The organism is Paracoccus saliphilus, assembly GCF_028553805.1.
Lineage (GTDB): Bacteria > Pseudomonadota > Alphaproteobacteria > Rhodobacterales > Rhodobacteraceae > Paracoccus > Paracoccus saliphilus.
On record NZ_CP067140.1, the window covers coordinates 2,530,396 to 2,549,374 of the forward strand.

Below are 18,979 nucleotides of genomic sequence, written 5' to 3' on the forward strand. Positions count from 1 at the left end.
GCTCAGCCTCCGCTGAAATATATCTCGGCCGCGGGGATCGCCTGCCGGCCCTTGGGCGTCGCCAGGATCAACGCGCCGGTGTCGTCGATGCCGTCGAAACGGCCTTCGGTCCGGGTTGTACCGGTCCGGGCGATGATTGTCTCGCCCAGTTTCGCCGCGCGCGCCAGCCATGCCTGCCGGATCGGCGCGAAACCATAGGCGCGCATCTGCCGCCACCAGCGGTCAAAAGCCGGGGCCAGCGCATCCAGCAATTCTTCCGGTGTGACCAGCAGCCCGGTCTCGCCCTTGAGACTGACGGGGCGTGTCGCCTGTTCCTCGACAGAGGCACTGTCCGGGGCATCCACAAGATTGACGCCGATTCCGATGGCCAATGCGCTCATCTGTTTTCCTGCGCCCGCGCTCTCTAGCAGGATGCCCGAAAGCTTGCCTCCATTCAGCAAGACGTCATTGGGCCATTTCAACGTAATGTTAAGCTGAGGCCCGCAAAGTCCCGTCAGCGCCTCGTGCAGTGCCAGCGCCGCAACAAAGGACAGGCGGGCGGCATCGGAGGGCCCGCCTTCGGGGCGCAGGATCAGGGTCGCTGCGAAATTGCCGGGCGGATCGGTCCAGGGACGGCCACGGCGACCCCGCCCCGCCTCTTGCCGTCGCGCCATGATCCAGGCGGGGCCACTCAACTGTGGAGCAAGCCTGAAAGCCTCGGCATTCGTGCTGTCCACGCGCTCCAGCACGTGGCGGGCGACACCTTCGGGCCACCCGGCCGTGATCGGGTCACCCACCCGTTGCCTCGGCGGGTGTCGGGTCGGCGGGCGCCTCGTCAGAAAGATCGGGGCCGCCTCCGGTGGCGCCAGCCTCCGCAGCACTCTCGGGCGCGACCAGTGATTGCGCGGCGGTCGCAGCGGCGTCGTCCATGCCCAGCATGGTCACCGCCCCAAGCAGCAGCACGGCGGCAGGCAGGATCAATGCGAGATATTGCACCAGCCCCATGCGGCTATTGATGCCTTCATTCTCTGCCCCGAAGAACATGTAATAGACGATCCGCAGGTAGTAGAAGGCGCCGATGACCGAGGCGACCACACCTGCCACCGCCAGCCATGCCATCCCCGCTTCGACCGCCGCCGAAAGCACACCCAGCTTGGCGAAGAAGCCAAGGAAAGGTGGCACGCCAGCAAGGCTGAACATCAGGAACAGCACTGCCAATGCCTTGAGCGGTTCCTTGGACGCGAACTGATTCAAGCTGTTCAGATCGGTGACCGGCTGCCCGTCACGCTCCATCGACAGCACGAAAGCGAAGGTGCCGACATTCATCGCCGCATAGATCGCCATATACATCAGCATGGCCTGCACGCCATCGGCATTCCCCGCGGCCAGCCCGACCAGCGCAAATCCCATATGCGCGATCGAGGAATAGGCCATCAGCCGCTTGATATTGCGCTGCCCGATCCCGGCGATCGATCCGAGGAACATCGACATCACCGCCAGCGCGGCGATGATCTGTCCCCAATCCCCCGGCACATTGCCGAAGGCGCCGAACAGCAGCCGCGCGATCAATGCCATCGCCGCAACCTTGGGCGCGGTGGCAAAGAAGGCGGTGACCGGCGTCGGGGCACCCTCGTAGACATCAGGCGTCCACATGTGGAACGGCACAGCCGAGACCTTGAAGGCCAGACCGACCAGCAGGAAGACCAGGCCAAAGAGCAGTCCCATCGACAGCTCGCCCGAATTCACGGTGCCGATGATGCCCGCAAAGCTCGTGGTCCCCGCGAAGCCGTAAACCAGCGAGGCGCCGAACAGCAGCAGGCCGGAACTGAGCGCGCCGAGGACGAAATATTTCAGCCCCGCCTCCGAGGATTTGGCGCTTTCGCGACGCATCGCGGCGATGACGTAAAGCGACAGGGACTGCAGTTCCAGCCCCATGTAGAGCGACAGGAGATCGCCCGCCGAAACCATCATCATCATGCCGATCCCGGCCAGGATGATCAGGATCGGATATTCGAAGCGCATCAGACCGTGCCTGACCATGTAATCGGCGCTCATCGCCAGAACGGCGGCGGCCGAGATCAGGATGGTGACCTTTGCAAAACGGGCAAAGGCGTCGTCGATGAACATGTCAAAGAAGACGGTCTGCGCGGGACGGCTGTTGAAGCCGATATACAGCCCCGCGATCAGCAGCGCCGCAACACTCGCCCAGAGCAGCGGCTTGGCAATCGCATCCTTGCCGAAATAAGCCCCGGCCATCAGCGCCGCCATCGCATAGATGGCCAGCAGCAGCTCGGGCAGGATGGTCGAGAAATCGAGCGCGGTCATCTGGCTTTCCTCAATGGCTGGTCTCGGACGCGGCGGCAGCACCCATCGGGGCAAGGCCGTCGGTCGCGTCATGCGGCAGGGCATCGTGATATCCGACCAGCAGCGATTCCACCGCCGGGCCGGTAATATCGGTGACCAGTCGCGGATAGACGCCCAACAGCAGCGTCATCGCGACCAGCGGCGCGAAAATCCATTTCTCGCGCGGGGTCATGTCTGAGATGGTCTTGAGGCTCTCCTTGATCAGCGCCCCGAAGGTCACCCGGCGATACAGCCACAACGCATAGCCCGCCGACAGGATCACACCGGTCGCAGCGACAAAGGCGACCCAAGTATTGGCCTTGAACACACCCATCAATGTCAAGAATTCACCAACAAAGCCAGAGGTCCCCGGCAGGCCGACATTGGCCAGCGTGAAGAACATGAACACCAGCGCATAGACCGGCATCCGGTTGACCAGACCGCCATAGGCATCGATCTCGCGCGTATGCATCCGGTCATAGATCACGCCGACACAAAGGAAGAGCGCGCCCGAAATGAACCCGTGCGACAGCATCTGGAAGATCGCCCCATCCAGCCCCTGCTGATTGGCGGCAAAGACCCCCATGGTGACGTAGCCCATATGCGCGACCGAGGAATAGGCAATCAGCTTCTTCATATCGGTCTGCGCCAACGCCACCAGCGAGGTGTAGACGATGGCAATGGCCGACATCCAGAAGACCAGCGGCTGAAGCAACTCGCTTGCCACCGGGAACATCGGCAGGGAGAAGCGCAGGAAGCCATAGCCGCCCATCTTCAGCAGCACCGCGGCCAGCACGACCGAGCCCGCCGTCGGCGCCTGGACGTGGGCATCGGGCAACCATGTATGCACCGGCCACATCGGCATCTTCACCGCGAAACTGGCAAAGAAGGCGAAGAACAGCAGGGTCTGCATGCCGCCGACAATGGTGAAGCCGAGCACCCGGACCGTCTCGGACGGGAAGTCGTAATCCAGCAGGGCGGCAATATCGGTCGTGCCCGCGGCGCGATACATGGCGATCATCGCCACCAGCATCAGCACCGAGCCGAGGAAGGTATAAAGGAAGAACTTGAAAGCCGCGTAGATACGGTTCTTTCCACCCCAGATCCCGATGATCAGGAACATCGGGATCAGCCCCGCCTCGAAGAACAGGTAGAACAGGAACAGGTCCAGCGCCGTGAAGACGCCGATCATCAGTCCTTCCAGTACCAGGAAGGCGATCATGTAATCCTTGACCTTTTCCTTGACATGCCAGGTCGACAGGATCGTCAACGGCATCAGGAAAGTGGTCAGCAGCACGAAGAGGATCGAGATCCCGTCCACGCCCATCTTGTAGCGCAGCCCCATGATCCAGGGGTGATCCTCGACGAACTGGAAACCGGTATCCGCCGGATTGAAACCCGCCAGCAGGAAGAGCGAGATCAGGAAGGTCGCCGAGGTCGCGATCAGCGCCAGGTATTTGGCGTTTTTCTGCGCGGCCTCGTCATCGCCGCGCAGGAACAGCGCCAGGATGAGCGCGGCAACGATCGGCAGGAAGGTGATGATCGAAAGTAGGTTCGTCATGTCAGTGCGTTCCCCGCATCATCACCCAGATCAGCAAGCCCACGATGCCAAGCACCATCGCGAAGGCGTAATGGAACAGGTAGCCCGATTGCACCCGACCGGCAAAGCGGGTCAGGCGCGGGATGATTCCCATGGCCACACCGTTGATGGCGCCATCGATAACCGCTCCGTCGCCGCGCGTCCACAGCTTGTGGCCCAACCATCTGGCAGGTCGTGTAAAAATCACGTCGTAGATTTCGTCGAAATACCATTTGTTCAGCAGGAAGCGATACAGCGCTGGCTGCTGCGCGGCCAGTTTCGCGGGTGCTTCCGGGCTGCGGATATAGAAGATCCAGGCCACCAGGAACCCGCCCAGCATGGCGATGAAAGGCGAAACCTTGACCCATGCGGGCGAATGATGCGCCTCGTCCAGAACATGGTTGTCGGGATGCATGTAGATCGCCCCGCCGACTGGTGCCGCAACATCGGTGGCGACGGCGTGGCCCTCACCCTCGGCAGGTGCGGCGGCAGCGTCATGGCCCTCTTCCGTAGCTGCGGCCTCTTCCCCCCCATGTTCAGCCTCGGCGCTGGCATGTTCTTCGCCATGGCCCATGTGGAAGAACTCGGCGACGCGATCATGGCTGCCGAAGAAGGGCTGATACCAGACCATCCCGGCAAAGATCGCACCCACGGCCAGAACCCCCAGGGGAACGGTCATCACGCGCGGGCTCTCATGGGCATGCTCATGCGCATGATGATCGCCGCGCGGCTGGCCCCAGAAGGTCATGAACATCAGCCGCCAGCTGTAGAAGCTGGTAAAGGCGGCGGCGATGACCAGCATCCAGAAGGCATAGGTATTGCCGGCCCAAGCGCTTTCGATCGCAGCGTCCTTGGACAGGAAACCGGCAAAGCCGATATGGGTCAGCGGGATGCCCACCCCGGTGATGGCCAGCGTGCCGATCAGCATCGCCCAGAAGGTCAGCGGCACTTTCTTGCGCAGACCACCGTAATTGCGCATGTCCTGCTCGTGATGCATCGCGTGGATGACCGAGCCGGCGCCAAGGAACAGCATCGCCTTGAAGAAGGCATGGGTCAGCAGGTGGAACATGGCGACCGAATAGACGCCGACACCCGCCGCCACGAACATGTAGCCAAGCTGCGAACAGGTCGAATAGGCGATGACGCGCTTGATGTCGTTCTGCACAAGGCCCACGGTGGCGGCAAAGAAAGCGGTGGTCGCGCCGATCACGGTCACGAAGGTCTTGGCGTCGGGCGCGAATTCGAACAGCGGCGACATGCGGCAGACAAGGAACACCCCCGCCGTCACCATGGTCGCGGCGTGGATCAGGGCGGAAACCGGGGTCGGACCCTCCATCGCGTCGGGCAGCCATGTATGCAGGAAAAGCTGCGCCGATTTGCCCATCGCGCCGATGAACAGCAGCACCGCCAGAACCTCGGCCGCGTTCCAGTCGCGCCACAGGAAATGCATCTGTTCTTGCGCCAGCTCGGGCACCTGCGCGAAGATCGTGTCGAACTGGATCCCTCCGGTCATCCAGAACAGCCCGAAGATCCCCAGCAGGAAGCCGAAATCGCCGACCCGGTTGACGATGAAGGCCTTCATCGCCGCCGCGCCCGCCGACTGTTTCTTGAAATAGAAACCGATCAGCAGGTAGGAGGCGACGCCCACGCCCTCCCATCCGAAGAACATCTGCAAGAGGTTATCGGCCGTCACCAGCATCAGCATGGCGAAGGTGAAGAAGGACAGATAGGCGAAGAAGCGCGCCTTGTAGTTCTGATCGTGGTCGAAATTCTCGTCATGGGCCATGTAGCCCATGGAATAGAGGTGAACCAGCGCCGAGACCGTGGTCACCACGACCAGCATGATCGCGGTCAGTCGGTCCAGCCGGATCGCCCATTCCGAGGTGAAATCACCCGAGACCACCCAATCGAAGACCGGGATCTGCCGCATCTCGCCATCGAAACCGAGGAAGACGATCCAGCTGAACAGCGCGGCGACGAACAGGATTCCCGTGGTCAGGTACTGCGCCGCCTGCTCGCCGATCAAGCGCCAGCCGAACCCGGCAATGATCGCCGCCAAGAGCGGGGCAAAGAGAATGAATTGTACCATGTTTCCTTACCCCTTCATCACGTTGACGTCTTCGACCGCGATCGAGCCGCGGTTGCGGAAGAACACAACCAGGATCGCCAACCCGATGGCGGCCTCTGCCGCGGCGACGGTCAGGACGAACAATGTGAAAATCTGCCCTGCCAGATCGCCATGATGGGTCGAGAAGGCGACGAAATTGATATTCACCGCCAGCAACATCAATTCGATCGACATCAGGATGATGATGACATTCTTCCGGTTAACGAAAATGCCGAAAATGCCAGTGACGAAGAGTATCGCCCCCACGACCAGATAATGTGTCAGTCCAATCATCGCCCTTGTCCCTCCGGGTCGTTCACCCGTTGTAATGTCCGTTTGCCGACAATAGCGTCAGCATGATCGCGGTAAATATCGCTATCCATGCTCCGATATTCTTCACAGCCCCTGCCCAGGCTTGATGTCGCGCATCTCCATCGTTTTGGCCGGATCGCGATGCATCTGGGCCACCACATCCTGCCGCTTGATATCCCGCCTGTGCCGCATGGTCAGGGTGATCGCCCCGATCATCGCCACCAGCAGGATCAGTCCGGCAAGCTGGAACGGCAGCAGATAGCGGTCATAGAGCACCAAACCGATGGCATGGGAGTTCATCGCCTCAGCGGTGATCGGCGCGCTGCGCAGCGCCTCGGCCTGCTCCGAGGATTCCCATGCACCAAGCGCGATACCGAGTTGCGCCAGCAGCACGATGGCTATCAATCCGCCAAGCGGCAAATAACGGGCGAATTCGCCCCGCAGCTCGGCAAAATCCACGTCCAGCATCATGACAACGAAGAGGAACAGCACCGCAACCGCGCCGACATAGACGATGATCAGCAACATCGCCACGAATTCGGCGCCTTGCAGGACGAACAGCCCCGACGCCGACAGGAAGGCGAGAATCAGCCACAATACGGAGTGAACTGGGTTCCTGGAGAGCACGACCATCAGGCCAGCCACGCAGACAGAGATCGCGAACAGGTAGAATGCGAAAGTGATCATTCGGTCTCGTCCTTGTCAGATTCGGTGAATACGCCCTGTGCGATTTCCAACGCCTTCTGCATCGCCGGAATACCGCCAAACATCCCCATCTGATAGATGACCTCGGCAATCTCGCGTGGAGTGGCCCCGGACTCGATCGCGTGGCGGATGGTCAGGCGAAGTTGCGGCTCGGCATGGGCGCCCTGCACGGTCAACGCGGCGATGGTTACCAGCAGCCGGGTGCGCGCGTCCAGACCATCGCGGTTGAAGGTCTTGCCGAACCACATTTCCAACATGTCCGAGGGCATGGTCGGAATCAGCTTCTCGAACGCCTTGGTATCCACATGCTCGAGCGCCGGGTTGAAGGAGCGCGCCATCTCCTGCCCGGACTGCATCATCTGCTGGAACATCTTGTTGAACGTATCGGTCATCGGTAAGGCGCATCGATTGCGAGGTTGCGGGCGATCTCGGCTTCCCAACGGTCACCGTTATCCAGAAGCTTCTGCTTGTCGTAGAACAGCTCTTCGCGGCTTTCGGTCGCGAACTCGAAATTCGGCCCCTCGACGATGGCATCGACCGGACAGGCCTCCTGGCAGAAACCGCAATAGATGCATTTCGTCATGTCGATGTCATAGCGCGTGGTGCGGCGGCTGCCATCCTCGCGCGGTTCGGCATCGATGGTGATCGCCTGCGCCGGGCAGATCGCCTCGCAGAGTTTGCAGGCAATGCAACGCTCTTCCCCGTTCGGATAGCGTCGCAGAGCGTGCTCACCGCGGAAACGGGGCGAAAGCGGCCCCTTTTCATGCGGGTAGTTCAGCGTGGCCTTGGGGGCGAAGAAGTATTTCAGGCCAAGGCCAAATCCCTTGATGAAATCCATCATCAGGAAATACTTGGTGGCGCGAGCGATGTCGAAAGCCATGTCTTATACCCCCGCCCAACGGGTCCAGAACCCGCCGAGCACTTCGTATTTTGCCAGGAACGCCACGATTACCACCCAGGCCAGCGAGAGCGGTAGGAACACTTTCCAGCCGATCCGCATCAACTGGTCATAGCGGTAACGCGGCACGATGGCCTTCACCATGGCGAACATGAAGAACCAGAAGACCATTTTCAGGAACATCCACAGCGCCCCGTCGGGGATGCCGGGGATGGGCGACAGCCAGCCGCCAAAGAACAACAGCGAGATCAGTGCGCACATCAGCCACATGGCGATATATTCACCAGCCATGAACAGCAGGTAAGGCGTCGAGGAATATTCGACCATGAAACCCGCGACCAGCTCCGATTCCGCCTCGGGCAGATCGAAGGGCGGGCGGTTTGTCTCGGCCAGCGCCGAGACGAAGAACAGCACAAGCATCGGCAGATGCGGCAGCCAATACCATGACAGAAGCCCCGCACCGCTTTGCGCCTCGACGATCGCGGTCAGGTTCATCGAGCCGGTCGAGATGATGATGCCGATGATGATCAGGCCAAGGCTGACCTCGTATGAAATCATCTGTGCGGCGGAGCGCAGCGACCCGAGGAAAGGATATTTCGAGTTCGAGGCCCAACCGCCCATGATCACGCCATATACTTCGAGCGAGGAGACGGCGAAGATGAACAGGATGCCGACATTGATATCGGCCATCACCCAACCCGGCGCGAAAGGGATCGCCACAAAGGCCAGCATCGCCAGCACCATCGACAGGAAGGGCGCGAGGAAAAAGACGAACTTGTCCGCCCCCGCCGGAATGACGACTTCCTTGACGATATATTTCAGCGCATCGGCAAAGGTCTGTAACAGCCCCCAAGGCCCGACCACGTTGGGACCGCGCCGCATCTGCACGGCCGCCCAGACCTTGCGGTCGCCATAGACCATATAGATGAGCGAGCCCATCACAAAGGCGATCAGCGCAAGTCCCTGTAGCAGCAAGCTTAGCGCGATGCCCCAGGAGGATGCCCAAAAATCAGCCATATCGCCTGTCCCTCTTTCTTATGCCGCGGGAATGCCGCGCGCCTTGCAATCACGCAAGGCCTCTTGTGTTTCCATCACCCGCAGCCCCAGTGGCTTCTTGTCCGAGATCGTGAAGGCGGCGTCGATCAGCAGTTTGCCGTTACGCGTATCCTGTAACGTGCGGATATGGCGCCCGTAATGTGTTCCCTCGGCCTTGGCCCAACCTGCCAGCGCGCAGGTGGCATACGAAAAGGCGATATCGGCGTCCACCCCTTCGCGCAGATTCGCGACCACGCTGACCAGATCGTCACCCTTGCCTTCATTCAGCACCGTAACCCTTACGCCGATGAAATCCTCGGGGTCGATCTCGGTGCCTTCTTTCCATGTCGGCAAGGCAGGTTGGGTCCGGGCTGCGAATTCCTCGATCATCTTTTCCTGCGCGGTCTTGCGAGGCGGAAGATTCGGTGCAACGATCCCTTTGGGAATGTCCAGATCCAGGTTGGCGTTCAGCGCCATGAGCTCTTCTTCGGTAACCGCGAAGGCTTCCTTCCCCTCGGGACTGTCGAGATCCATCGAGGTAAGTTCACCATCCGGTTCGAGAATCAGGATCTCGCCCGATTTGGTCGAAACCCGCGCCCTTGTCAGCGATGTATCGCCGTCACCCTGCCCCGGTGTCGCTATCCTTGTCGTCAGATGCTCGGGTTTGCTGGGCGGGCGTTGATCGCTCGCACCGCAACCGGTCAGCAGCGCCAGCCCCAGAAGGGCGGCACTCAGGCTGACGGGCTGGCGAAGGGCTGGCCACATGGCGTTACTCCGCAGCAATCGCCGGCGCCTGGCGCGCGGCGGCCATTCGCGACAGCTCGGCCATCAGCGGCGAGCTGCGCGCAATCGGGTTGGTAAGATAGAAGTCCTTGACCAGATTGACGAAATCGGCGCGGCCGAGATCCGCCAGCGACAAGGGCTGCCATTCGTTTTCCGGCACTTCGTCGATCTTGGCCAGATGCGGCACCGTCTTGACCAGCGCACGCCGCAATTGCGCAAGACTGTCCCAAGGCAGGGTCTGCCCAAGCTCGGCCGAAAGGGCACGCAGGATCGCCCAGTTCTCCTTGGCTTCGCCCGGCGCGAAATTGGCACGCATGGCAAGCTGCGGGCGCCCCTCGGTATTCACGAAAAGGCCGTTCTCCTCGGTATAGCAAGCCGCAGGCAGGATGATATCGGCACGATGCGCACCCCGGTCGCCATGGCTGCCCTGATAGATCACCAACGGCCCTTCGGCGATCTCGACCTCGTCGGCGCCCAGGCTGAAGATCACCTCAGCGCCATCGATGGCCGCAGTCATTCCGCCTTCGGTCACAGCCCCCACATCCATCGCGCCCACGCGGCTGGCGGCGCTGTGCAGGATCAGCAGTTTCGAATTGGAGTTTTCGGCCAGCTTCATCGCATGAGCCAGAACCGCCTCGCCATCGGCTTCGCGAATGGCCCCCTGACCGACAATCACCAAGGTCGGTTTGTCGCGGGTCTCGTCACTGATCTCTTGCGAGCTGAGCTTTTCCAGCGCGGCGCGATCCGTGCCCACATGCGCATAGTCATAGGTCAGATCGGCGGCCTCGCCGACCAGCCCGACCTGTGCACCATTGATCCATGCCTTGCGGATGCGCGCGTTCAGCACCGGCGCCTCCTCGCGCGGATTGGTGCCGATCAGCTGGATCATCGCGGCATTGTCGATATCCTCGATCCGCGCCGTGCCGGCATAGCCCGAGCGATTGCCCGCGGGCAGTCGCGCCCCGTCGGTGCGGCATTCGACCTGCCCCCCGAACCCCTCGAGAAGCGTCTTGAGACTATATGCCGCCTCGACCGGGGCCAGATCGCCGATCAGACCCGCTACTTTCTTGCCTTGCATCGCACGGGCGGCGGCGGTCAGGGCCTCGGGCCAGGTCGCTGGCCGCAATTTTCCGTTCTCGCGGATATAGGGCTTGTCCAGCCGCTGGCGGCGCAACCCGTCCCAAACGAAGCGGGACTTGTCGCTGATCCATTCCTCGTTCACGCCGTCATGGTTGCGCGGCAGGATGCGCATCACCTCGCGCCCCTTGGTATCGACCCGGATATTGCTGCAAAGCGCATCCATCACATCGATGGTCTCGGTCTTGGTCAGTTCCCAGGGGCGGGCGGTGAAGGCGTAGGGCTTGCTGACCAGCGCGCCCACCGGGCAGAGATCGATGATATTGCCCTGCAGGTTCGAGGCCAGCGTCTCGTTCAGATAGCTGGTGATCTCGCTGTCTTCGCCGCGGCCGGTCTGCCCCATCTGGCTGATCCCGGCCACCTCGGAGGTAAAGCGCACGCAGCGGGTGCAAGAGATACAGCGTGTCATGTGGGTCTCGACCAGCGGGCCGAGATTGAGTTCTTCCGTCGCCCGCTTGGGCTCGCGATAGCGGCTGAAATCGACGCCGTAAGCCATCGCCTGATCCTGCAAGTCGCACTCGCCGCCCTGGTCGCAGATCGGGCAATCCAGCGGGTGGTTGATCAGCAGGAACTCCATCACCCCTTCGCGGGCCTTTTTGACCATGGGGCTGTTGGTGCGAACCTCTGGCGGAGCGCCTTCGGGCCCCGGCCGCAGATCCTTGACCTGCATGGCGCAGGACGCAGCGGGCTTGGGTGGGCCGCCGACCACCTCGACCAGGCACATCCGGCAATTCCCGGCAATCGACAACCGCTCGTGATAGCAGAAACGCGGAATCTCGACCCCGGCCTGCTCGCAAGCCTGGATCAGGGTCAGATTGGGATCGACATCGATTTCATTGCCGTCGATCTTGATTGTCCGCGTATCGGCCATCATTGCAATCCTTACTTGGCACTCAGAAGCGATCCGGTGACCGTCTTCCCTGCTATTTCGTCCCGCCCGAGGCGGCAATAACTCTCTGCATCGCCCTTTGTCACGCCATTGCGGGCCATGTAATCCTCGGCCACGCCATAAATGCGATCCTTGTCGGGCCTGCTATCCAGGAACGCCTCGATCTGTGCGTCAGAATAACCCTTGCCGCGAGCGTATTTCTTCAACGCCCGCGCCTGCGACCAGGCATAGATCATTCGCGCGTCGATAGACGGGCATTCGCGGCGGATGCGGTCGGCGATCCGCGCCGCGATCAGCCGATCATTGATGTAGCGCTCCTGACTCAACGGCTCCAATGCGGCAGCAGGCATCGCGGTCAGGGCCAGCGTCGCGGCAAGCGCTGCCGCCATACGGTTGCGGGTGGTTTTCATGGCTCGAGCCTCCGTTCTGTTATGGCGCGAACCATAACAAAGCGAGACCGGATTGACCCCACACGACACCGTGCGCAAGCTGTGACCGGATGTGGATATGTTCCGTCCAGCCTTCATTCCGCTGCCATCGCCCCCATGCGGCCGGTGCGTTTCGCCTTGATCCGATCCTCGATCTCTTCGCGGAAATTGCGGATCAGGCCCTGGATCGGCCAGGCCGCGGCGTCGCCCAAGGCGCAGATCGTGTGACCCTCGACCTGCTTGGTCACGTCCAGCAGCATGTCGATTTCCTCGACCTCGGCCTCGCCGCGGACCAGGCGATCCATGACCCGCATCATCCAGCCGGTGCCCTCGCGGCAAGGCGTGCATTGCCCGCAGCTTTCATGCTTGAAGAATTTCGACAGCCGCCAGACCGCCTTGATGACATCGGTGGACTGGTCCATCACGATCATGCAGGCAGTGCCGAAGCTGGATTTTAGATCCCGCATGCCGTCGTAATCCATGATCGCGGTTTCGCATTGCTCGGCCGTAATGATCGGACATGACGCACCGCCCGGAATCACTGCCTTAAGATTCTTCCAGCCGCCGCGCACACCGCCGCCATGTTTCTCGATCAATTCCTTCAGGCTGATCGACATGGCCTCTTCGACGACGCAGGTATTCTCGACATGGCCGGTCAAGCCGAACAGCTTGACCCCGGCATTGTTGGGGCGGCCAAAGCCAGCGAACCATTCGGGGCCGCGCCGCAGGATGGTCGGCACGACGGCAATCGATTCGACATTGTTCACCGTGGTCGGGCAGCCATAAAGCCCTGCTCCCGCCGGGAAAGGAGGCTTCATCCGGGGCATGCCCTTCTTGCCTTCAAGGCTTTCCAGCAACGCGGTTTCCTCGCCGCAGATATAGGCGCCGGCGCCGTGATGCAGGTAGCAGTCGAAATCCCAATCCGACCCGGCGGCATTCGCCCCCAGCAACCCGGCATCGTAGCATTCGTCGATGGCGGCCTGCAGCGCCTCGCGCTCGCGGATATACTCGCCACGCAGATAGATATAGCAGGCATGCGCACCCATGGCGAAACTGGCCAGCAGGGCGCCTTCGATCAGGGTATGCGGATCATGGCGCATGATCTCGCGGTCCTTGCAGGTCGCCGGCTCGGATTCATCGGCATTGATGACCAGATAGGCCGGGCGGCCATCGCTTTCCTTGGGCATGAAGGACCATTTCAGGCCGGTCGGGAAACCGGCCCCACCGCGCCCGCGCAGGCCAGAGGCCTTGACTTCCTCGATGATCTTGTCGCGGCCCCGGCCGATGATCTCGGCGGTGCCGTCCCAATGGCCGCGCTTTCTCGCGCCATTGAGGCTGCGGTCGCCCATGCCGTAGAGGTTGGTAAATATGCGATCCTGGTCTTTCAGCATCTAACTTTCATTCCTCATCATCCGGGCGTTACGCGTCATGTCTGCGCCGCCAGATACGCCAGGTCACAAGCAGCGACCAGACAAAAGCGCCGATGGCGGCAAGATCGATCAGGTAGGCCCATTTTGCCGCCCAGCCATAGTGACCGCCAAGCCACTGCATGGCCAGCCACGCGGCCATCGCCACGGCGATCACCACGGCCGCAAGCCGCATCTGTGCCGTATCCTGGTCGCGCTGGTGATCCATCAGTAAACGTCACCCTTTCCGACGCGCTTCGAAAATTCCGTTTCGCCGCCTTGCGCAAGGGTGCGAGCCTGGCCGACCCAGTCATCGCTGCGAATGCGACTGCCCATCCGGCCGATCAGTTCGGCAAAATGGTCCATCTCGTCTTCTCCCCATTCGGCGATCTGCGAGAAACGGGTTACTCCATGCTCGCGTAACAGCCCTTCAAGCTTCGGTCCGACGCCCTTGATCTCTTTCAGATCGTCGACTTTCCCATGATCCTTGGGCGCGGCTTTGGCCGGTTTCTTTGCCGATGCCGGTTTTGCATCGGCCTGGGCCTTGTTGGTCTTGACAGGTTTTGCGTCAGGCTGAGCCTTCTCCGTCTTGGCAGGTGCTCCTGCCACAATACTCTTCCTATCGACGGGTTTATCGCCAGATGCCCCACCGTAAATATCGTTCTGCCCGGACATGCTGCGTGCAGCGCCGCTTCCCATCAGGCCGACAGCAGTTGCGCCCCCATCTGAATGCTGCGCGCCCTCAGCCGCCGGAGAAGACAACGGCCTCCGCTCCTCTTCGGTTTCGGCTGGCATGCCGTCGCATAGCAGCCATATCAGAAAGCGTCCCATCAGGACCGCGGCGATCAGCCCCAGAAACAAGCCTTCGAACCACCGCAACGGGCCAATCCCGGCAGTGATGATCCAAACCAGGAAACCCAGTCCGGCTCCGGCAATCCAACAATTTCTGGTGCAATTCGCGGTCGGCATTCATTCTCTCCCTGTCCTAGCTGAGCGTTGCCTCACTCCTCGTCATAACGGTCATCCTGTTCGGCGCGGGTTGAAAATTCGGTTTTACCGCCCTCGGCGAGGATTTTTGCCTGCGCAACCCATTCGTCACGGGAGGCGCGGCCCTTGAACCCTTCAAGGTTGGCATCGACCCAGGCCAATTCGTCCTGTCCCCAGGAAGCGATCTGGTCGAAATGCCAGAAACCAAGGCTGTTCAGCAATTTTTCCAGCTTCGGCCCAACGCCCTTGATCAGTTTGAGATCATCGGCGGCGCCGTCTTTCGGGGCGTCAAGCCCCTCCGGCCGGCGGCCGATATCTTCAGCCTGGCTGACGGTCTCCGTGCTTGCGCGAGCCGGTTCAGTGACCGCGTTCGTGTCTGATTTCAGCCATTTCGTCAGGATCGGCGCCTCGCTGCCGTCAATCCGCTTCACCGTCTCGCCGAACTCGCGAGCCAGCGCTGCGCTGGCGTTCAGATCGCCACCCTCGCCACCGTGATCCTTCAGGCTGGTCAACCCGCTGGCCGGCTCCGAAGCGAAGCGGCCATTCTGCGGGCCCGGCAGCGGCACTTTGCCCTCCGAAAACGCATCGATCAGCGCCTCGAGCTTCTCCGGCGTCAAATCCTCGTAGTAATCCTTGCCGATCTGAGCCATCGGCGCATTGGCGCAAGCCCCCAGGCATTCGACCTCTTCCCAGCTGAACTTGCCGTCAGCCGACAGCGTATGCGGCGAGGGAGCGATCTTGCGCTTGCACAGATCGATCAGGTCCTCGGCTCCGCAGATCATGCAGCTCGTCGTGCCGCAAATCTGGATATTAGCAACACTGCCAACTGGTTGCAGCTGGAACATGAAGTAGAATGTCGCCACTTCAAGCGCCCGGATATGCGGCAAGCCCAGCAGATCGGCGCAATATTCAATGGCAGGACGACTCAGCCAGCCCTCCTGCTCTTGCGCGCGCCAAAGCACCGGTATGATCGCCGATTGCTGGCGGCCTTCCGGGTATTTGGTCAACTGCGCCTTTGCCCATTCCAGATTGGCGGGCGTGAATTCGAAGCTGTCCGGCTGGACGGGATGAAGTCGGCGAAGCATGAAACCCTCAGCTCATCGCGAAAAGCGACAGGAAGGCGCCCAATGCGGCAGCCCCCCCGATCGCAAGATGAAGCCAGAACGGATGTCCCGCCCGGCGGTAAATATAAGTATCGCCCAGACCGATGACGGCAATCGCCACCAGCAGGCCGAACAGAACCCTTGGCGCCCCGATCCAGGAGGCGATCAGGGCAAGCGCCGTCAGTCCGGCATAGCGGACAAGCATGGCCTGGGGCAGCATCTCGACCCGGTGCTGGATCAGCTTCAGGCCGGATTGCTTGTTCATCGCCAGCATCACGGTGATGGCGATCAATCCCAAAGCCAAGGCCCAGCTTACGAAATTGACGATTCCCCCGATCATGCAAACCTCCTGCCACTCATGAAACCGCGAATATGCCGGAACGGCACTGGCAGAACATAGCCCATGCCTGACGAAGCGGAAAGCCGAACCCGAAATCCGCCATTGCTCGGCATCACCGATCCACCTCACCGAACACGATATCCATCGTGCCGATAATCGCCGAGACATCGGCCAGCATATGCCCTTTGGACATCCAGTCGATGGACTGCAAATGCAGGAAACCCGGAGCACGCAGCTTGGCGCGGTAAGGCTTGTTCGTCCCGTCGCTGACCAGGTAGACGCCGAATTCGCCCTTTGGCGCTTCGACCGCGGCATAAACCTCGCCCGCTGGAACGCGGAAGCCCTCGGTATAAAGCTTGAAGTGGTGGATCAGGCTTTCCATGTCGCGCTTCATCTCGCCCCGCTTGGGCGGCGCCAGCTTGCCGCGCGCCATGACATCGCCCGCAGGCTCGGCCCGCAGCTTGGCGATGGCCTGTTTCATGATGCTGACGGATTGCCGCATCTCTTCCATTCGGATCAGGTAGCGATCATAGCAATCGCCATTCTTGCCGACCGGGATCTGGAAATCGAATTCGTCATAGCATTCATAAGGCTGATTGCGCCGCAAATCCCAGGCCATGCCGGAACCGCGCACCATCACGCCGGAATATCCCCAATCGAGGCAATCCTGCTCATGCACCACGCCGATATCGACATTGCGCTGCTTGAAAATCCGGTTCTCGGTCAGCAGCCCGTCCAGATCGTCCACCACCTTCAGGAAGGGGTCGCACCAGGCCTCGATATCGTCGATCAGTTCGGGCGGCAGGTCCTGGTGCACGCCGCCAGGGCGGAAATAGGCCGAGTGCAGCCGCGCCCCGCAGGCGCGCTCATAGAACACCATGAGCTTCTCGCGCTCCTCGAAGCCCCAAAGCGGCGGGGTCAGCGCACCGACATCCATGGCCTGCGTGGTCACGTTCAGCAGGTGGTTCAGGATCCGCCCGATCTCGGAATACAGGACCCGGATCAGGCTGGCGCGGCGCGGGATCACCGTGCCGGTCAGCTTCTCGATCGCCAGGCACCAGGCATGCTCCTGGTTCATCGGCGCCACGTAGTCGAGGCGGTCGAAATAAGGCAGGTTCTGCAGGTAGGTGCGGCTTTCCATCAGCTTTTCGGTGCCGCGATGGAGCAGGCCGATATGCGGGTCGCAACGTTCGACAACCTCGCCGTCCAATTCAAGCACCATACGCAAAACACCATGCGCAGCAGGGTGTTGCGGCCCAAAGTTGATGTTGAAATTGCGGATGCTCTGCTCTCCGGTCAGCAGATCGGAGCTGCCGTCGTCATAGCTGTTGTTGCGAATATCGCCATCCATGGTCGTCACCCCTTGCCCTCTGCCGGTTTCTCATCGCCGGGCAATACGTATTTCGCCCCTTCCCATGGCGAGAGGAAATCGAACTGGCGGTATTCCTGAGTCAGATTGACGGGCTCATAGACCACCCGCTTCTCGGATTCGTCGTAGCGCACCTCGACATAGCCGGTGGTCGGGAAATCCTTGCGCAGCGGATAGCCGCGGAACCCGTAATCCGTCAGGATACGGCGCAGATCCGGATGCCCCGAGAACATGATCCCGAACATGTCGAAGATCTCGCGCTCGAACCAATTGGCCGAAGGGTGGATCTTGATCAGGGACGGCACGATCTCGTCCTCGCGGATCGCGACCTTCACGCGGATACGCTGGTTCTGATACATCGACAGGAAATGCCAGACCACGTCGAAACGCTGTTGGCGGGCCGGATAATCGACCGCGGTGATATCCACCAGCGTCGAGAAACGGCAACTGGAATCGCTGCGCAGGAATTCCACCAGGTCGAGCAACCCGCTGACCGTGCTGGTCACGCTCAGCTCGTCGAACTCGATCGAGGTGTCCAGCACCTCGTTGTTGCGGCGCAGCTTGATATGCTCGCCCAGCTGTTCCAGCGCGTCGAGATCGGGATAGGCTGTCATGGGCTCACCTCACCAACGTGCCGGTGCGCCGGATGCGGCGCTGAAGTTGCAGGATACCGTAAAGCAGCGCCTCGGCGGTCGGGGGGCAGCCGGGGACATAGATATCCACCGGAACGATACGGTCGCAGCCACGCACCACCGAATAGCTGTAATGGTAGTAGCCGCCGCCATTCGCACAGGAGCCCATGGAGATGACATAGCGCGGTTCCGGCATCTGGTCATAAACCTTGCGCAGCGCCGGGGCCATCTTGTTGGTCAGCGTACCGGCGACAATCATCAGGTCCGACTGGCGCGGAGAAGCGCGCGGCGCGGTGCCGAAACGTTCGACATCGTAGCGCGGCATCGAGACCTGCATCATCTCGACCGCGCAGCAGGCCAGGCCGAAGGTCATCCAGTGCAGCGAGCCGTTGCGCGCCCAGTTGATGATATCTTCCGACGTGGTCAGCAGGAAACCCTTGTCCTGCAACTCGGAATTCAGGGCCTTCGTCGCGAATTCGCGGTCGGCCCCGGCGGTATTGGCACCGGTCATCACGCCCATTCCAGCGCCCCCTTCTTCCATTCATAGGCAAAGCCGACCGTCAGCACGGCGAGGAACACCATCATCGACCAGAAAGCCGCGTCGGACAGCCCCGCGAAGCCCACCGCCCAGGGGAACAGGAAGGCCACTTCGAGGTCGAAGATGATAAACAGAATCGAGACCAGGTAGAACCGGACATCGAATTTCATCCGCGCATCGTCGAAGGCGTTGAAACCGCATTCATAGGCACTGACCTTTTCGGGGTCGGGATTGCGGACCGCAATGACCACGGCGGCGAGAATCAGGACCAGCGCAAGGCCGGAGGCCATCGCCGCAAAGACGAGGATCGGCAGATATTCCTGCAGAAGATGTTCCACGGGCAAAATCCCCTTATCGGTCGCGAGGATCTTGCTGGCTGCCCCGCGACGGGTTGGCTTGGGCAGGGTTT

The 18,979-nt window shown here is 61.2% G+C and carries 21 protein-coding genes; all 21 read right to left on the reverse strand.

Going from position 1 to position 18,979, the window contains the following annotated elements; all coding sequences use genetic code 11:
• Positions 1 to 2: 2 nt before the first annotated feature.
• The 21 genes from JHX88_RS12155 to JHX88_RS12255 all read right to left on the reverse strand — a co-directional run bounded on the left by JHX88_RS12155 (position 3) and on the right by JHX88_RS12255 (position 18,908).
• Positions 3 to 776 (reverse strand): biotin--[acetyl-CoA-carboxylase] ligase, encoded by a 774-nt coding sequence (locus JHX88_RS12155; protein ID WP_272848020.1) that lies wholly within the window; start codon positions 774 to 776, stop codon positions 3 to 5.
• Positions 769 to 2,304: an NADH-quinone oxidoreductase subunit NuoN gene (gene nuoN / locus JHX88_RS12160; RefSeq protein WP_084202815.1), complete on the reverse strand. Its 1,536-nt coding sequence runs from the start codon at positions 2,302 to 2,304 to the stop codon at positions 769 to 771. Before nuoN ends, JHX88_RS12155 begins: the two co-directional genes overlap by 8 nt.
• Before the next feature lie 10 nt (positions 2,305 to 2,314).
• Positions 2,315 to 3,883: an NADH-quinone oxidoreductase subunit M gene (locus tag JHX88_RS12165; RefSeq protein ID WP_076523009.1), complete on the reverse strand. Its 1,569-nt coding sequence runs from the start codon at positions 3,881 to 3,883 to the stop codon at positions 2,315 to 2,317.
• 1 nt (position 3,884) lies between these two features.
• A complete protein-coding gene (nuoL, locus tag JHX88_RS12170; protein ID WP_076523011.1) occupies positions 3,885 to 5,990 on the reverse strand; it encodes an NADH-quinone oxidoreductase subunit L in 2,106 nt (701 codons plus the stop codon).
• A 6-nt stretch (positions 5,991 to 5,996) separates the two neighbouring features.
• Positions 5,997 to 6,302 (reverse strand): NADH-quinone oxidoreductase subunit NuoK, encoded by a 306-nt coding sequence (gene nuoK, locus JHX88_RS12175; protein ID WP_076523013.1) that lies wholly within the window; start codon positions 6,300 to 6,302, stop codon positions 5,997 to 5,999.
• Positions 6,303 to 6,404: 102 nt separating this feature from the next.
• Positions 6,405 to 7,007, reverse strand: a complete 603-nt coding sequence (locus tag JHX88_RS12180; protein ID WP_076523015.1) for an NADH-quinone oxidoreductase subunit J — start codon at positions 7,005 to 7,007, stop codon at positions 6,405 to 6,407.
• The gene (locus JHX88_RS12185) at positions 7,004 to 7,417 is read right to left on the reverse strand and encodes a carboxymuconolactone decarboxylase family protein (RefSeq protein ID WP_076523017.1); all 414 of its coding nucleotides are present in this window, start codon (positions 7,415 to 7,417) and stop codon (positions 7,004 to 7,006) included. Before JHX88_RS12185 ends, JHX88_RS12180 begins: the two co-directional genes overlap by 4 nt.
• Positions 7,414 to 7,905 carry an NADH-quinone oxidoreductase subunit NuoI gene (gene nuoI, locus JHX88_RS12190; protein ID WP_076523018.1) on the reverse strand — a complete coding sequence of 164 codons (492 nt, stop codon included), beginning with the start codon at positions 7,903 to 7,905 and terminating at the stop codon, positions 7,414 to 7,416. Before nuoI ends, JHX88_RS12185 begins: the two co-directional genes overlap by 4 nt.
• Before the next feature lie 3 nt (positions 7,906 to 7,908).
• Positions 7,909 to 8,940: an NADH-quinone oxidoreductase subunit NuoH gene (nuoH, locus tag JHX88_RS12195; RefSeq protein WP_076523021.1), complete on the reverse strand. Its 1,032-nt coding sequence runs from the start codon at positions 8,938 to 8,940 to the stop codon at positions 7,909 to 7,911.
• Positions 8,941 to 8,958: 18 nt separating this feature from the next.
• Positions 8,959 to 9,723 carry a hypothetical protein gene (locus JHX88_RS12200; protein WP_076523023.1) on the reverse strand — a complete coding sequence of 255 codons (765 nt, stop codon included), beginning with the start codon at positions 9,721 to 9,723 and terminating at the stop codon, positions 8,959 to 8,961.
• A 4-nt stretch (positions 9,724 to 9,727) separates the two neighbouring features.
• Positions 9,728 to 11,749: an NADH-quinone oxidoreductase subunit NuoG gene (nuoG, locus tag JHX88_RS12205; protein WP_076523025.1), complete on the reverse strand. Its 2,022-nt coding sequence runs from the start codon at positions 11,747 to 11,749 to the stop codon at positions 9,728 to 9,730.
• Between the two features lie 11 nt (positions 11,750 to 11,760).
• Positions 11,761 to 12,177: a DUF5333 domain-containing protein gene (locus tag JHX88_RS12210; RefSeq protein ID WP_076523028.1), complete on the reverse strand. Its 417-nt coding sequence runs from the start codon at positions 12,175 to 12,177 to the stop codon at positions 11,761 to 11,763.
• Between the two features lie 113 nt (positions 12,178 to 12,290).
• A complete protein-coding gene (gene nuoF, locus JHX88_RS12215; RefSeq protein WP_076523030.1) occupies positions 12,291 to 13,586 on the reverse strand; it encodes an NADH-quinone oxidoreductase subunit NuoF in 1,296 nt (431 codons plus the stop codon).
• A gap of 28 nt (positions 13,587 to 13,614) precedes the next feature.
• Positions 13,615 to 13,830: a DUF5337 family protein gene (locus JHX88_RS12220; RefSeq protein WP_076523032.1), complete on the reverse strand. Its 216-nt coding sequence runs from the start codon at positions 13,828 to 13,830 to the stop codon at positions 13,615 to 13,617.
• Positions 13,830 to 14,396: a hypothetical protein gene (locus tag JHX88_RS12225; protein WP_272848021.1), complete on the reverse strand. Its 567-nt coding sequence runs from the start codon at positions 14,394 to 14,396 to the stop codon at positions 13,830 to 13,832. The genes JHX88_RS12220 and JHX88_RS12225 overlap by 1 nt, the downstream gene beginning before the upstream one ends.
• Positions 14,397 to 14,602: 206 nt before the next feature.
• Positions 14,603 to 15,673: an NADH-quinone oxidoreductase subunit NuoE gene (gene nuoE, locus JHX88_RS12230; RefSeq protein WP_076523036.1), complete on the reverse strand. Its 1,071-nt coding sequence runs from the start codon at positions 15,671 to 15,673 to the stop codon at positions 14,603 to 14,605.
• Between the two features lie 7 nt (positions 15,674 to 15,680).
• Positions 15,681 to 16,031: a hypothetical protein gene (locus tag JHX88_RS12235; RefSeq protein WP_076523038.1), complete on the reverse strand. Its 351-nt coding sequence runs from the start codon at positions 16,029 to 16,031 to the stop codon at positions 15,681 to 15,683.
• A gap of 112 nt (positions 16,032 to 16,143) precedes the next feature.
• Positions 16,144 to 17,382 (reverse strand): NADH-quinone oxidoreductase subunit D, encoded by a 1,239-nt coding sequence (locus tag JHX88_RS12240; RefSeq protein WP_076523040.1) that lies wholly within the window; start codon positions 17,380 to 17,382, stop codon positions 16,144 to 16,146.
• Between the two features lie 5 nt (positions 17,383 to 17,387).
• Positions 17,388 to 18,014 carry an NADH-quinone oxidoreductase subunit C gene (locus JHX88_RS12245; protein ID WP_076523042.1) on the reverse strand — a complete coding sequence of 209 codons (627 nt, stop codon included), beginning with the start codon at positions 18,012 to 18,014 and terminating at the stop codon, positions 17,388 to 17,390.
• 4 nt (positions 18,015 to 18,018) lie between these two features.
• A complete protein-coding gene (locus JHX88_RS12250; protein ID WP_076523732.1) occupies positions 18,019 to 18,543 on the reverse strand; it encodes a NuoB/complex I 20 kDa subunit family protein in 525 nt (174 codons plus the stop codon).
• Positions 18,543 to 18,908: an NADH-quinone oxidoreductase subunit A gene (locus tag JHX88_RS12255; protein ID WP_076523044.1), complete on the reverse strand. Its 366-nt coding sequence runs from the start codon at positions 18,906 to 18,908 to the stop codon at positions 18,543 to 18,545. Before JHX88_RS12255 ends, JHX88_RS12250 begins: the two co-directional genes overlap by 1 nt.
• Positions 18,909 to 18,979 lie beyond the last annotated feature (71 nt).

Bases quoted from the DNA above. Each gene is read 5' to 3' on its own strand.
- JHX88_RS12250 (WP_076523732.1), bottom strand. From the start codon at position 18,543: ATGACCGGTGCCAATACCGCCGGGGCCGACCGCGAATTCGCGACGAAG.
- nuoK (WP_076523013.1), bottom strand. From the start codon at position 6,302: ATGATTGGACTGACACATTATCTGGTCGTGGGGGCGATACTCTTCGTC.
- JHX88_RS12200 (WP_076523023.1), bottom strand. From the start codon at position 9,723: ATGTGGCCAGCCCTTCGCCAGCCCGTCAGCCTGAGTGCCGCCCTTCTG.
- nuoF (WP_076523030.1), bottom strand. From the start codon at position 13,586: ATGCTGAAAGACCAGGATCGCATATTTACCAACCTCTACGGCATGGGC.
- JHX88_RS12240 (WP_076523040.1), bottom strand. From the start codon at position 17,382: ATGGATGGCGATATTCGCAACAACAGCTATGACGACGGCAGCTCCGAT.
- JHX88_RS12220 (WP_076523032.1), bottom strand. From the start codon at position 13,830: ATGGATCACCAGCGCGACCAGGATACGGCACAGATGCGGCTTGCGGCC.
- JHX88_RS12245 (WP_076523042.1), bottom strand. From the start codon at position 18,014: ATGACAGCCTATCCCGATCTCGACGCGCTGGAACAGCTGGGCGAGCAT.
- nuoN (WP_084202815.1), bottom strand. From the start codon at position 2,304: ATGACCGCGCTCGATTTCTCGACCATCCTGCCCGAGCTGCTGCTGGCC.
- nuoE (WP_076523036.1), bottom strand. From the start codon at position 15,673: ATGCTTCGCCGACTTCATCCCGTCCAGCCGGACAGCTTCGAATTCACG.
- JHX88_RS12225 (WP_272848021.1), bottom strand. From the start codon at position 14,396: ATGCCAGCCGAAACCGAAGAGGAGCGGAGGCCGTTGTCTTCTCCGGCG.
- nuoI (WP_076523018.1), bottom strand. From the start codon at position 7,905: ATGGCTTTCGACATCGCTCGCGCCACCAAGTATTTCCTGATGATGGAT.
- nuoH (WP_076523021.1), bottom strand. From the start codon at position 8,940: ATGGCTGATTTTTGGGCATCCTCCTGGGGCATCGCGCTAAGCTTGCTG.
- nuoL (WP_076523011.1), bottom strand. From the start codon at position 5,990: ATGGTACAATTCATTCTCTTTGCCCCGCTCTTGGCGGCGATCATTGCC.
- JHX88_RS12185 (WP_076523017.1), bottom strand. From the start codon at position 7,417: ATGACCGATACGTTCAACAAGATGTTCCAGCAGATGATGCAGTCCGGG.
- JHX88_RS12165 (WP_076523009.1), bottom strand. From the start codon at position 3,883: ATGACGAACCTACTTTCGATCATCACCTTCCTGCCGATCGTTGCCGCG.
- JHX88_RS12180 (WP_076523015.1), bottom strand. From the start codon at position 7,007: ATGATCACTTTCGCATTCTACCTGTTCGCGATCTCTGTCTGCGTGGCT.
- JHX88_RS12210 (WP_076523028.1), bottom strand. From the start codon at position 12,177: ATGAAAACCACCCGCAACCGTATGGCGGCAGCGCTTGCCGCGACGCTG.
- JHX88_RS12235 (WP_076523038.1), bottom strand. From the start codon at position 16,031: ATGATCGGGGGAATCGTCAATTTCGTAAGCTGGGCCTTGGCTTTGGGA.
- nuoG (WP_076523025.1), bottom strand. From the start codon at position 11,749: ATGGCCGATACGCGGACAATCAAGATCGACGGCAATGAAATCGATGTC.